The organism is Micromonospora sp. NPDC093277, from assembly GCF_044765245.1.
In the GTDB taxonomy this organism is placed as follows: domain Bacteria; phylum Actinomycetota; class Actinomycetes; order Mycobacteriales; family Micromonosporaceae; genus Micromonospora.
This window is the reverse complement of record NZ_JBIWJO010000019.1, coordinates 70,460-84,684: the sequence shown is the minus strand read 5'-3', so window position 1 is coordinate 84,684 and position 14,225 is coordinate 70,460. Positions and strand designations below refer to the sequence as shown.

The following is a 14,225-nucleotide window of genomic DNA, read 5'->3' as shown; positions in this document are numbered from 1 at the left end:
GACACCGACACCGCCAGCACGCACAGCCCGGCCAGCACCACCGACAGCACCCACACCGCCACCACCACCGACAGCACGCGCACCGCCGCCGACAATGTCGACAGCGCGCGCACCGCCGCCGCCCACCCGGCCGCCGAGAGTGGACACCTCGCGGCCGCCAGCGCCGACGGCACGCACACCACCACCGACGGCAGCGCGTACACCCTGGCCGGCGCCACCACCGACGGCGGTCGCACCGCCGCGAACGTGCCGTCGACGGACGACCACGCCGCACCGGCAACGCGACCGGCGGTAACGGTCTTCCCCACACCGACGGCCGAACGGATCGTCAGCTTCCTGAACGCCGGCGGAAGTACCTGGACACCCCTGGTCATCGGCGGCACCGGGCCGAACCCGAGCACGGCCGCCCCGGTGCCACAGCTCGTACACATGATCTGGACCGCCACCACCACACCCGGCCCGGAGGTGCTCGCCAACGTCCACGCCTGGGCGGACCACGTCACCGAGCATGGATGGCGCCTGCAGGTCTGGGCCGACGGTCCGGCCGCTGCGGTGCTGGCAGAGTCCGGAGTTCAGGTGGATCCGCTGAGCTCGCTCCACGCGGGCGGCGGACAGGACGGCGTGGCGGCGCGGTTGGCGCGTACGGAGGTCCCGTCGGACCTGGTCGCGCAGGCGGCCCGATGGGAGGCCCTGCACACACACGGCGGCCTGGTCGTGGACATCGACCTGCCTCCCGCCCCAGCAGCACTGCCGGCCGAGCCGGTGTCGATGGACAGCGGACCGCGCACGGTGCCCTACCTGAGTCCCGCGCACCAGGCAATCGGCGGCCCGGCCGGGGAACCCTCGGCCGACGACCTTCGGGGCCGGGTCCGGGCCGCCGTGACGGTCACGCCGGGCTCGGGGCCGGTCGCTGCGCCGGCCGGTTCGGTGTTCGCCCGCGACGTGCTGCACCGCATCTCGGATGCGGTGGCCGGCGGCGCGCGGCCAGCGCCGGGCGAGCCGGTCACCGAGGTGCTACGCGAGTACGCAGGTCGCAACGGCTCGCCGACCTGGGTGTTCCGGCCCGACCTGGTGCGCACGTTCGAGCCGGCCCATCCGCTGCTCCTGGTCGCCGACCAGGTCCCACCGCAGGCCGGCGTGGGGCGCGGCGCCGCCGAGCACGAGAATCTGGCCCGGTTCGCCGCGTACGCCGTGGACGAGGCCCATCGACGCGCCGAGGGCGGCCTCGCTCCGCTCACCGTGCAGGTCACCCCGCAGGCGACGCCGCTCGTGTCCCGCACCGCTGCCCCGACAGGTAACCGGGAACGTGCGCGGCGGCGGTACCGCACCAAGCGCGACGCCCGGCGCCTCGACGCCGACCTGTCCCGGCTGCTCGCCCACTACAGCGAGGCCGGAGCGGAGCAGACCGGCGAGGTGCGGCTGAGGCAGGATCCGGTGCCGCGTCCTCGACGACGCTACGCCGACGGTCCGCGACGGGTCGGGCGCAGCGAGCGGTGGACGCGCCCGGGTGTCGCGACCGTGGAATTGGTCGAGAGCGGGCGGCCGGCGGTGCGACCGCCCGGCGCGGCGGCGCTCGACGCGGCGACGGCGGCGTTGCGGCTGATCGCGAAGCCGGACGCCGCACCGCCCGACATAGCACGGCTGGCGTCGTGGGTGGCCGAGGTCGAGGCGCACCCGGGCACCGAGCGCGAGGCGTCGCCGACCGACTGCGTGCCGCGGGCACTGGGCGCGTTCCTGGCCCGCTACGGGCACCTCGGCAGCGGTGTACGCAGCGACGATGTCATCGGCGCCCGCGACCCGGACGGGCTGGCGGCGATGCTGGCAGGTGTGCTCACCCCGACCACGGACGCCCGTGCCGTCGTCGACTGGGTGACGGCCCGGCCCGGCTCGGCCGCGCTGGTGGCGGTGCGTCCCCCGAACCGGGCGGCCCACGTGTTCTGGATCGTCTCCGACGGCCGCACCACGCCGGCCACACCCCGGTGGGTGGACACCCAGGCGCCGGGCCTGTTCGCGGCCCGCGCCCGGGCCGACGACGCCTGGGGCCGGCTGCTGTCCCTGCCCGGCACCCGGGTCGCGTTCCACGATCCCACCGGCCGTCCCGCCCCCGATCCCCCGACCGCCCCCGCGTCCCGCACGGTCGAGGCGCTCCTGGACCCGACCGGCTCGCGTCGGGCCGGCGCTCTCCCGGCACGCACCGGAGCCGAGCGCACCTCAGCCCCGGCCGCCACCACCGCGCCGCCGGATCAGGCCGCGCCCGCGCCGGTCCCATCGGTGCAGGTGCCTCCGCCGGGCGCGCCGGCACAGGTGCCTCAGGACACCCAGCAGTGGTCCGAGCGGGTGCTGTTGACCGGCGACGGGTTTCGGCTGGAGGTTGCTCAGCGGCCGGTCTACCTGGGAGCGGACGGAGGCTCCTACGGCTCCCCGCAGCTCGCGCCGACGGCCGCCGCCGGCGGCAGGTGGGTCGACCGGCTCGTCGTCGACGTCGTGCCATCGACGATCGAGATCGGCTCGGTCGAGGCCGACGTTCTCTCGTCGTACTGGTGGTCGGAGGTGCTGGAACCGGTCTGGTCGCGGTTGACGGGCACCGCGTCGGCCACGGTCGCAAACCCGGCCGACGGCCGAGAGCCGCAGGTCAACCTGGCTGAGGCGTTTCCCGCAACCGAGGGCTTCCAGCACGACCCGACGGCCCAACATGCGCGCGTCGGTGTGTCGGCGGCACTGCCGCCACGGATCCGGTACTCGATGACCGTGCCGGTGCGAGGGATCCATGACCTGTTGCGGTGGTTGACGCTCAACGAGCGGTTGGATCACCTGTCGCCCGGCCACAGGCTGCTGCACCGCGGGTTGTATTTCGGTGACCTGCTGGCGAACCAGTATCTGCGGTGGGCCGGCGCGGACGCCCGACTGCCGGGCCTGCTGCCGTGGTACCTCGTTCTTGACACGGTCGCCAACCTGCGCGGCTTCGGCGCCCTGCTCTTCCTGCACGCGTCGGCGGCGTACCCGTCCGGCGACGGGCCGGCGTCGCGCCCACCGGTGGTGGCCCGGGAGTCCCTGGCGACCCTGCATGCCCGCCTGGGCAGGGCCCCGCAGCACTTCCTGCGCACCTACCCGAACGAGATCCGGCAAGCGTTCCTCGACGTGCATCGCGGCGCCACCGGGGACAGGAACGCCCCGTGGGGACAGCCCGCCTCCGACGCCCCGCAGTGGGTGGTCGCGGCGCTGCAGACGCCGGCGACCGGTGAGCCGGGCCGTACGGTGGGTGACCTGCTGGCCGAGGAACTGAATCCGCCAGGGCCGGTCGCGGCGGACGGGTTGCCGACGAGTGCCGGTGTGCCGGTCATCTCGCTGGAGATCACCGGCTTCCGGGCACACGTCCGGGCATCGACGCAGCAGCGCGGCGGGCACCTGCGGGAACTGATCCGCCACGTCGACGGACTTCACGCGCAGTCGATCCCCGCGCAACCATTTGTGGATCAAACCTTGGCCAGTTCCCTGGCCGATCACGACCTGATCCGCCGGCTGGCCGGGATCTTCCAGATCGGCGCCCTCCTGCTCCTCAAGCACCCCCGGGACGCGCAGAATCCGCTGCCCCTCACCTTCGACCAGCTGACCCGGTTGGCGGAGCTGGGCGGACGGTTCGTCCTGCTGGACAACGGGGGGCTCACCGCGCGGCAGCTGCGGGACACGCTGTGGGGGATCTCCGACAGCGTCGCGCGGCTGGCGGCGCTTCCGGCGATCCCGGCCGGCCTGGCACGGCACCTGACCGACAGCCTGTCCAAAGTGACGGCCTGGCTCGGAGAGCAGTGGCCGCGGACACCTACCGAGCCGCCGATGGGACTGTCGGGCGTGCTGCCACGCGACGACCTTGAGACGGTGTTCCTGCGGGTGCAGGGCGGCATCGTGGACCAGCGGCCGCTGGCCGGGATCGCCGGCGGCCGGTCCCCGCTACGGCTGGTGCCCGTCGGTGAGGAGTCGCCGACGCTGGCACGGTGGTTGCGTAGCGAGCTGGCCGACTCCACACGGCCCGTGTTCCTGCCCGAGCCGGGAAGCTCGGTGGTGCCGTACCAGGGCGATCTCGCCGTGATACGTGCCGATGGTGCCCCCGGTGAGTGGATCCGGGTGGACGGAGCGGCGAGCGTGCCGGCGCCGGGAGACTACCGGACCGCCCCGGGTGGGTTGTTGGTACGGGACGCCAGCGACGACTCGGCGACGTCCACCGGGCAGGTGACCGCTGGCCGGGCAGCGCCGGAGGGGCCAGAGACACTGCGGCCCCCGACACCGGGCCTGCGGCCGATCGACGCCGCGGGTCTCCCGTTGCCCGCACTCCGCTACGTCCCGGACGACCCGAATGTGCTGAACGCCAGGCAGGTCGACGCACTGATCCGAACCCGGCGGTACGCCCGGTGGACGGAACCGGACGGAGACTGCTGGTTCACCTCGATCCTGACCGCCGCGCGCGACGTCGACCAGCCCACACCGGCGGTGGCGCGTCTCGCCGCGCTCAACCCGGCCCAGCTGCGCGGGAGGCTGTCGGAGGCGATCGACCGCAACCCGGAGGTTGACGCCCAACTGCGCGGCATGACGGCGGATCAGGCTGACTACGACCGGTTCCGGGCCGAGCTGCTCACGCCCGGGCAGTGGGCACACCCACTGTTCGACTCGCTGTTCACCGTGGCGCCGCGGCTGCTCCACGTCGACGTGCTCGTCCACCGGCCGTGGACGCAGGCCGAGGTGCCCACGGACCCGAACGTGCTCCAGATCGTGCAGACCCGCAATCACTACCTGCCGGCCTTGCGGGCCGACCGCACTGGAGTGGACCGGCATTTCAGGGCGGACCCCGTTGCCGACACGATGCTGGCCACGCTGCGGTCGTCCACCCAGCCGGGCGCGGTCCTGCACGGCGACGGACTGCTCGGCCCGGACGTCTTCGGGCTCCGTCGACCCCGGCCGTCCCCGTTCCCGAGCCTGAACCACCGCTCGCTGGCCACCGCCCAACTGGTGCCGATGTTGCGCCTGCTCGACCTCGCGGCCGACGTGACGCCCCAGGACGGGCAGTTGACCAGGCAGCAGATACCCCGTGACGAGCGAAGCTGGTTGTACCGCCGCCGCGATGACAACCAGCGCGCCTGGGCGCTCCGGCCAGAGCTGGTCGCCGCCGACCTGCGGCGGCTCCCCGAGCAGACCGAGATGCCGCTGCTCGTGCACAGCATCTGGTTCGGCAGCCCCCTGACCGCAGAGAACCGGACCACCGCACAGATCCGGGACCTGCTCGCGCGGGTCGGTCGGGAGTCGGAGCACCGCTACCAGGTGGTGCTCTGGACCGACGTGCAGCGCAGTGACATCGCGCTGGCCACGGCCGGGGTGCCGCCGCCGGGGCAGCCCGACCCGGCGGCGGGGTTACGCCAGATGCACGACTGGGCCAGGCGCAATCGCGTCCTGCTGATCAACGTGCACGAGGTCTACCACGCCGGCGTTGAGTTCCCCCTTCGCGGCCCGTTCCTGCTGGAACTCAACCGGCTGACCGGAAAGGGATTCGCTGCGGCCAGCGACATCGTGCGGCAAGCCATCATGTTCGACTTCGGCGGTGTGTACACCGACGGCGACAACCCCTTCCGCGGGGAGGCAGCGGTGGAATACGACATTCGTGTGGCCCTGAGTGACCGCGGCTTCGCCGCCCACCTGGAGGGGGCGCAGGTCAACAACTCGGCTTCCGTCGCCGTACGGGGGCACCCGCTGGTAGCGGCCCTGCTACGGCGTCTCGGGGACAACTACACACAGTCCCAGCGCGACCTCATCCCGGAGCGGCCCCCGGGCCGCGCCGGCAACGCCCCGTTCGCCACCACGTTGCGCCATCGGCGGCACTCGGTCATGTACCGGACCGGTCCGGCGAATCTGACCTTCATCCGGCGGTGGGGCGGGCACCTGCAAGCAGAGGATCTACCGGCAGTCACCGGTTTCGAGTTCGGACAAGCGAACAGTTGGATGCCGGGCGACGACCCGCTCGCTTCGACACAGGACTGGGACAGCGGGCACCTGCCGTTCGTGCTCCGCGCGGTCGTGACCGCGCTCGTCCGGGACCTGCACAACCAAGACGGCGACCTGCACCTGACGCTGGTCGCACCGCTGGTCAACGGAATGCCCGACCCGCACGCCGGGTGGCGGGCGGTGCTCGCGTACCTCCTGGAGGAGCCCCGGCTGCGCTCGCTGATCCGCCGCGTCACCGACCGGGTGCTGCTGGACGGCGACGGGCCGCACGGCACCCGGACGCGCCGGGTCGACCTGCCGGATGACGTGGCCGGGCACCTCGGCCTAGCCGAGCCCGCCGACGGGAGCGACCCGGAAGGCATCTGGTGGCTGGCCGAACTGGTCCGTCCGGTCCGGCTGCCGTCCACCGCGCCGGGCGGCCACGGGGCGCCGCCCGGGGTCGCCGCAGGCTCGGATCCACGAACGGTTGCCGCGCTCCGCACCGACCTGCGTACCGAGTTCCTCGATCTCCCCGGCGGCCGGCCGGACCTGCGACCGCTGGCCGCGCTGCACCCCACCGGCCGGCCGGTGCGTCTGGTACCGGCCGGCGCGGCGGTCTTCACCGAGGCGACCCTGGACGTCCTACGCGGGGCGCTCGGCCGGCTGAACCGCACCGTATTCGTCCCGGTGGCCGGCAGCCGGGTCCGGCCGTACCGATTCGACCTCGTCGCCGACGGTGGCTGGCGGGTGTTGGACCCGCGCATGCCAGACCTCGGCTACGGCACCCGTGACAGGCGACTGGCCCGGGACCTGACCGGCGTCGAGCCGACCGCGGGCGAGATGGTCGCGTGGGTGGCCGGACGCGCGCTGCTGGACGTGTCGATGGAGCCGCAGCCGGGGGACATCGACCGCGGCTTCGGGTTGGCCCTCTCGTTCGCTGTTCCCGCCGCCGACCGGACCGCGATCATCCTCCACGACCTGCGTCGGCTCCGGCTGAGCACCCAACGCTCCCTGCGGGACATACCCGATCCGCGGCTCGCCGGCGCAGGCGGCTGGCGGCTCACGGTGAGCCCACGCGACCAACGGCAGGCCATTGTCGTCTCACCGCTGCTGGACGGCCTGGACGAGCGGCAGCTCGCGCTGGTGCTCGCCAGCGTTCAGCGTGCCGGTGGGGTACCCGAGATGGGCGGCCTGCAAATTCGGGTGGCCGCTCACGACTTCGTCCTACAAAGCGACGACGACTACCACGCGATCATGGCTCGACTCAACGACCTGCTGACTAGCCATCAGGATGCGTTGATCCGGCTCGCGGCGCCGGCGATCGGCGGCCGATACCACTTCGGCGCCGCCGTCGGCCCGGCGGCGCGGGATGGCAGGTACGCGTCCGCGCGGGTCAACGCCAACGCGACCGAGACCAGAGAGCCGTTCGTCGGCTTCTCGTTCTGGGACGCGGAGCTGGATCTGGGCGTGCTGCAGGCCCGCATCCAACTGACCCGTGCGCTCGTCGAGGCCATCACCGACCGCGACCGCGCCCCGGCCCCGGCCCAACTGGTGGGGCAGCACTACTCCGCCCGGCACCGCGACCCAGGGGCCGCCGACCTCGACCGCCTGCTCGCGCTCTTCCCGGCGAACGCCGAATTCGCCCGGGCCCAGGTCGGACAGCTCTGGGCACGAACTTCATGGCAGCCACCGGTCGTGGCCGGGGTGACCGGGGCGGGGCACACGCTGTGGATCGGTCCGGCCCGGACCGGCGCGGTGTGGGACGGATACGACGCGGCCGCCGCCGGCCACACCGGCACCTTCGTCGTGCTGGCACCGCCGGGTATCTGGGCGACCTTGAACAACACCACCCACCTGCCCGCCACCACCCAGGACCAGCGCCACGCGCTGGCCGCGCTGGTGGCCGCCCTCGGCGTCGCCGCGGACACCGTGGTGCTCGTGCTGGACCCGACTCTCGGCGACACCGGTGTCTGGACGCTTCGGCCGGCCCGGGCACAGGGCGCGTTCGAACTCACCCTGACGGCCGACGGGCTGCACTCCACCCACGGCTGGGAACTCGTGCCACCCGGCGCGGCCGGTATCGCCCTCGGGATCCAGCTACTCGACGCGGCGGCGCTGCGGCGGGTACTGGAACACGCCAACCGCGTCCGGTGACGCCCGCGCCTGGCCGGCGAGGTCGCACACATCGGCCTCGTGGAGGGTGAACTGATGCACCACCAGATCCTGGCTCGGAACTCCAGTCGGCGGACGGCACCGGTCAGGCCGGCGCGGCGATCAGGGTGCGTACCGGGTGCGCAGTTCGCCCTCGTCCCAGCCGGCACGGTGGGCGCCGGCCTGGTAGGCGCTCTCCAGGAACTCGAGGACGGTCGCGCGCGGGTCGGCGGCGGCGCGGGCGTCGTCGTACGTCAGCAGCGCGAGGTGCGCGCCCCGGCTCTCGATCCAGCGGGCCTGCGCGGGTCGCAGCGGTTCCTCGGTGAGACCGTCGGGCTCGGGCGCGGTGTACGAGTAGAAGGCCGGCTCGGAGACGTTCTCGTCGCCGAACCAGAAGCCGGAGCTGATCACCTCGTGCGAGTACGCCTCCCGGGTCACCGGGTCGACGGTGTCCGGCTGCGGCACCCGCCGGTCGGAGAAGCGGGTGACCGCGATGTCGAAGGTGTGCCAGAAGTGGTGCACCGGGCTGGTCTTGGCGCTGCACCGGGCGGCGTAGTCCTCCAGCACCAGCCCGACCTGGCTGAGCACCTGCCAGTACCGGTTGACCCAGTACGGGTCGTACGCGGCGTGCGTGGTGTCCTCGGCGAACGGTAGGTCGTCGGTCAGGTCGTAGGGCCGGGCCGTGATCTGGACGCTGATGCCGAGGTGCGAGAGCGCGCTGAACAGTCGCTCGTGGAACGCCGCGACGGAGAGGCCGGGCAGCGGGAAGGAGACCGTCCGCCCGGCCAGGGTGTTGATGACCAGCCGGTGGTCGACGAAGTCGAAGTCGATGGCGAACATCACCTCCCGGCCCATGGGCCGGGAGGTGATGCCGCGGCCGGTCAGGTGGAACGGCACGTGCCACCAGTGATTGCGCGGCGGCGCCTGGTCCAGGCGGATCTTGCCGACGATCTGCGCGAACCGGTGGACGGTCTCCTTGGAGTCCGCCCAGGCGGCAAGCGGGATCGGCGGGAACAACTCGGTCATCCGGACTCCTCCGACAGTGGTGCCGCGCATCATTCGGGCCTCTGTCGGCATCCTTCCCGATCCGCTGGCCGTGCGGGCGCCAACCTCGCGCCTTCACGAGGCGAGCAGCCGGCGGCGGGTCAGTGGTGACGGCCTCGACTCCTGGCCATACCGGCCGCGTCGGCGGTGTGCGAGCCGTGGAACGGCGTGCTGACACCGTCGTAGCGGAGCTGCAGCATCATGCCCTGCTCCGCGTGGGGCAGGTTGTGGCAGTGGTTCATCCAGATCCCGGGATTCGTGGCCTTGAACCCGACCTCCCACACCTCCCCCGGCCGGACGTCGAACGTGTCCAGCCACAACGGGCTTCCGGACGACGGCGTGCCGTTCCTGGACAGGACCAGCACGGCATGGCCGTGCAGGTGCCAGGGGTGGGTTTCCAGGCTCCGGTTGACCACGGTGAACCGGACGAGGTCACCCTCGGCAACGAGCTGATCCGGGATCGACGGGTGACCCCGGCCGTTGACCGTCTGCGCGTACGCCGGGCGGCTGTTGACCAGGGCCACGCCACGATCCAGCACCATGGTGAAGTGCCGGTCGGCCCGGCTGCCGGCGTCGAACGGCACGGCGGCCGGCGTTCCGTAGTGCAGCAGGTCGAGCTCGGGCCAACCGGAGGCGTCCTGAACCGACGCGTCCTCGCCGGTGTGCCCGGCCGGACGCAGCCGGAGGCCGCCGGCCTGATCGTTGTCGAGGACGAGCGCCACCGCCGTGTCCGGCATGGCGAAGACCAGGTCGTACCGTCCGCCCGCGGGCAGGCGCAGCCCGACGTCGCTGACCTCGCCAGGTTCGTTGATGTCCCGGCCGTCGACGGCGGCCACCCGGAAGGGTGTCCCGGCGAGCGCGAACCGGTGTGGATCCGAGTCGGTGTTGATCAGCCGCAGCCGCACCCGGGTACCGGCCGGAGCGGTGTGGTCGGTGCGCCCGTCCCGATCGGCGATCACGACGGTGCCGTCGAAGGTGTGCACGGGAAGCGTCAGATCCAGTTGTTCCGCGGAATGCGGTTCGCGTGGCGCCACGACGAGGGTCCCGTACAACCCCCGGCGTACGCCCCGGTGAGACGCCTGGTGGGTGTGGTACCAGTAGGTGCCCGCCTGGTCGGCGCGGAACCGGTAGACGAACTCCCCGCCGGGCGCCACCACATCCTGGGTCACGCCCGGCGCGCCGTCCTCACCGCACGGCACGTCGTAGCCGTGCCAGTGCAGGCTCACACCGTCGTCGATGTCGGTGTTGCGCAGCGTCACCTCGATCAGATCGCCCACGGTGGCGGTGATCGGCGGACCCGGTAGCTGCCCGTTGTAGGTCCAGGCGTGGATCTCACGTCCGGACGGGAGCCGGACGGTGGCGGTCCGCGCGGTGAGTACGTGCTGGCGCCTGGTGCCGCCCGGCGCCGGTGTGTCGGCCCCCCGCAGGTCGGCCAGCGACACGACCGGTCCGGAGCTGGACGAGCGCCCGGGGCCGCCTCCGGTGGCGGTGGCTTCATCCGGCATGAACAGCAGGCCGATGCCGGTGGTGCCGGTGCCCACCACAACTGCTCCACCCCCCGCGAAGCTGATGAACCGGCGACGCGACAACCCAGGCGTTCCGTGCCCGGCCGGGGTGGGTGCGCCGGTGCTGTCAGTCGCGCTCGCGGCGGTGCCGCTGGTGCTGTCAGTCGGGCTCGCGGCGGTGCCGCTGGTGCTGTCGGCCGGTGCCGCCAGCACCCGTGCGGTCAGCAGTGCGCCGGCGCAGACGACGGAACAGGCGATCAGCGCGGTGCTCCAGGTCAGCGGGTAGCCGGCCAGGAAGGTCACCACGAGCCCGGCCAGGGCCGCGTACCCGGCGGTGAGCAGCAGGACCACGCTGCTCACCGGTATCCCACCGCCCGGCGCCCCGGCTTCCGGCGCGCGCCTCGCCGCGAGTAGCCGCGGGCCGCCGACCACGACGGCGGCCGACCCGACGACTCCCAGCATCGGCAGGCCCAACAGCACCTTCTCCTGCACGAACCACCAGCCGTGACCGGCCAGCATCGCCACCGTGGCCACCCGGGCAAGGGTGACGAGCACGGCCGCGCCGAGGAGACCGAGCGCGAGCCGGGGGCGCCGGGCGGCCGCGGTGGCGCCGGTCGCGAACCACGCGGCCACGCCCAGCAGCGCGACCACGTGGTCCGCGACGATCAACGCACCAGTGCTCATGACGCCGGCTGGGCCGTTCCAGCCGTCGGTCCGGGCACCTCGGCGTTGTCGCCCACCCCGCCGGGCCGGTCGGTCACCGTGGACCTCGACAGCACTCGTGCCCGTCGGAGGACGTTCCCCGACACCGCCATGATGGCCAGACCGTTGACCGCGTGCAGACCGAAGACCATCTGGCCGGCCGTGGTGGTGGTGTCGCCGGTGTCGTTGAACGCCTTGGCGAGCACCGCGATCACCACCTGGACGACGGCCAGCCCGGCGATCAGGCCGACCATCCCGATGAGCCGGCCGGGCATCCGGGCCACCGCGCCGGCGATCGCCATCACGACCGGCAACAGGAAGATCACGTATCCGAGCGCGCGATGCGGCCGGAAGGCCTCGTCGTTGGGCGCGCTGCTGAACGCGCCGCTGGCGGCGAAGTAGAACTGTGCCACGACGACCAGCATGAGCAGGGCCGCGAGGCCGACGAACAGTTTTCGCATCGTAGGCTCCTCCAGGTTGGTTGGGTCACCACAGGTGATTCTTGCGTCGCCGCCCGCGCTGGTCGAGGACCCGTTGCGGGCTATGCTCGCCCCCGTTCGGGCGGCGGCTGCCCAGTGGGTGCCCGGCAGCCGCCGCCCTGCCTTATCGGGACGGGGCCGGGTCCGCCGCTGTGACGGGGCGCAGGAACATGTCGGGGGTTCCCTCCACGTGCAGCTGCGGCAGGCGCCGTTCCAGGACGCGCGGAAGCCACCAGTTGCTGCGGCCGAGCAGGTGCATGACCGCCGGCACGAGCAGCAGCCGGATGACCGTCGCGTCCACCAGGATGGCCGCGACCATGCCCACCCCGAAGACCTTGATGAACACCTGGTCACTCGGGATGATCGCCGCGAAGACAACGATCATGATGGCCGCGGCGGCGGTGATCACCCGTCCGGTGCTGGCCAGTCCGGTGACGATGGCCCGGCCGTTGTCCCGGGTACGCACCCACGACTCGCGCACCCGGCTGATCAGGAAGACCTCGTAGTCCATGGAGAGGCCGAACAGCAGGGCGAACATGATGACCGGAACGAACGCGGCCATCGGGGTGGCTGTGTCGATGCCGACCAGCCGGCCGGCCCAGCCGCCCTCGAGGAAGTACGCCACCACCCCGTACGCGGCCGCCACCGACAGCAGGTTCATCACGGCGGCCGTGACCGCGATGACGACGCTGCGGAACGCCACCAGCAGGAGGAGCATCGACACGACGACGACGCCACCGATGAGCAGCGCGAGCCGGCCGGCGATCAACTCGTTGATGTCGATATTCGCCGCGGTCGCGCCGCCGACGTGCACCTCGGTGCCGGTGCCGTTGATCGAGGCGGGAATCACGTCGTCACGCAGCGCCTGGACGAGATCCTCGGTGGCAGCCTCCTGCGGTCCGGTGGTGGGCACCACGGTGATCAGCGCCGTGTCGCCGGCGGGATTGAGCCGTGCGGGCGACACGGCCGCGATGCCCGACGTGCGACCCAACTCGGCCTGCAACCGCTGGAGGGCGACGTCGCCGTCGGCCGGCGAGACCTCCGCCACAACCAGCAACGGCCCGTTCTCTCCGGGGCCGAATCCCTCGGCCAGCCTCTGGTACGCCTGCCGGTTCGACGTGCCCTCGGGGTCGTTGCCCGCGTCGGGAAGACCGAAGTGCACGCCGAGGAACGGCGCGGCCAGCACCAGCAGCAGTGCGACGCTCGCCAGCGCGGCAAGCACCTTGTACCGCTGCACCAGCCCGCTCCAGCGCGCCCAGCCGGCCGCCGGGACCAGGTGGCCGTCGGCCGACACCTGGGCGGCACGACGCCGTCCCAGCGGCACCCGGAGCCGGTCGATCCGCGGCCCGAAGTAGCCCAGCAGCGCGGGAAACAGGGTGAGGGCGGCGAGCACCACGGCCAGGGTCGCCACCATGGTGACGACGGCGGTGCCGTTCATGATGGACAGACCCACCACGAACAACCCGGACATGCTCACCATGACCGTGCCACCGGCGACGAGGACCGACCGGCCGGCGGTGTCGAGCGTCGCCACGGTCGCCGCTTCGGGGTCGAGTCCCGCCGCCCGCCATTCACGGAACCGAGTCACCAGCAGCAGCGCATAGTCGATACCCAGGGCGATACCCAGCGTCATGCCGATGATCTGGGCGAAATCGGGCACATCCGCCACGGCTGCCGCGACGCCGACCAGGCTGGCGCTCAGCGCCAGCGCACCGATCGCCATGGCCAGTGGCAGCCCGGCCGCCACCACCGACCCGAACATGATCAGCAGGATGACCGCGGCCGCGAGCAGGCCGATCATCTCGGATCCCGACTGGTTCGCCTCGGCGAGTTGCACGGCCCGTCCGCCGAGCGCGATCTCCAGCCCGCCGTGCTCGGCCGCCCCGCCGGCGGCCAGCAGCCGTTGGGTGTCTTCGACCGGCATGTCGTTGGGGTTGGTGACATCCAGATAAACGCGTGCGGCGAGCGTCCGGCCGTCCGGCGCGACGGTGCCCTTGGCGGAGTACGGATCCTCGACCGAGGCTACGTGTGGCACCCGTCCCAGCTCGCCGAGTAGCGCGCCGACGTCCTGGCGCACCTCGGCGCTGTTGACGTCGTCCGCACGCACCACCACCCGCACCGTGTCGCCGGACTGGGCCGGGAACCGTTCGCCCAGCAGGCTCTGCGCCTGCTCCGAGTCAGAGCCCGGCGCGGAGGAGCCGTTACTGGTCTCGCCCCCGAAGGCCGCCGACAGGCCGAAGGCGATGACGATGCCCACGGCCCAGGCGATCAGCACTCTTCCCCGCCGGCGGAAGGCCAGGCCCCCGAGCCTGCCCAGCGGTCCCGGCCGCGGTGTGTCGGGTGATCGTCGACGCGCGTCGCGCGCGGACGCCGCATCAGT

General features: G+C 72.6%; 6 protein-coding genes. 1 reads left to right on the top strand and 5 read right to left on the bottom strand.

The window, feature by feature from the left end; genetic code table 11:
- The coding region (locus tag ACIRG9_RS29435) for a hypothetical protein (RefSeq protein WP_402863017.1) at positions 1 to 401 on the bottom strand (401 nt) is incomplete at its 3' end.
- A gap of 10 nt (positions 402 to 411) precedes the next feature.
- Between ACIRG9_RS29435 and ACIRG9_RS29430 the strand changes: the two genes are divergently transcribed.
- Positions 412 to 8,118, top strand: coding sequence for a hypothetical protein (locus ACIRG9_RS29430; RefSeq protein WP_402863014.1), 7,707 nt, complete (start codon positions 412 to 414; stop codon positions 8,116 to 8,118).
- A 120-nt stretch (positions 8,119 to 8,238) separates the two neighbouring features.
- Here the strand turns inward: ACIRG9_RS29430 and ACIRG9_RS29425 are convergent, their stop codons facing one another.
- The 4 genes from ACIRG9_RS29425 to ACIRG9_RS29410 all read right to left on the bottom strand — a co-directional run bounded on the left by ACIRG9_RS29425 (position 8,239) and on the right by ACIRG9_RS29410 (position 14,120).
- Positions 8,239 to 9,141: a DUF5996 family protein gene (locus ACIRG9_RS29425; RefSeq protein WP_402863011.1), complete on the bottom strand. Its 903-nt coding sequence runs from the start codon at positions 9,139 to 9,141 to the stop codon at positions 8,239 to 8,241.
- Between the two features lie 119 nt (positions 9,142 to 9,260).
- Complete coding sequence (locus tag ACIRG9_RS29420) at positions 9,261 to 11,348, bottom strand: multicopper oxidase family protein (protein WP_402863008.1); 2,088 nt, start codon at positions 11,346 to 11,348, stop codon at positions 9,261 to 9,263.
- Complete coding sequence (locus ACIRG9_RS29415) at positions 11,345 to 11,827, bottom strand: DUF6220 domain-containing protein (protein WP_402863005.1); 483 nt, start codon at positions 11,825 to 11,827, stop codon at positions 11,345 to 11,347. The genes ACIRG9_RS29420 and ACIRG9_RS29415 overlap by 4 nt, the downstream gene beginning before the upstream one ends.
- Before the next feature lie 142 nt (positions 11,828 to 11,969).
- Complete coding sequence (locus ACIRG9_RS29410; protein ID WP_402863002.1) at positions 11,970 to 14,120, bottom strand: MMPL family transporter; 2,151 nt, start codon at positions 14,118 to 14,120, stop codon at positions 11,970 to 11,972.
- Between the last annotated feature and the right edge of the window lie 105 nt (positions 14,121 to 14,225).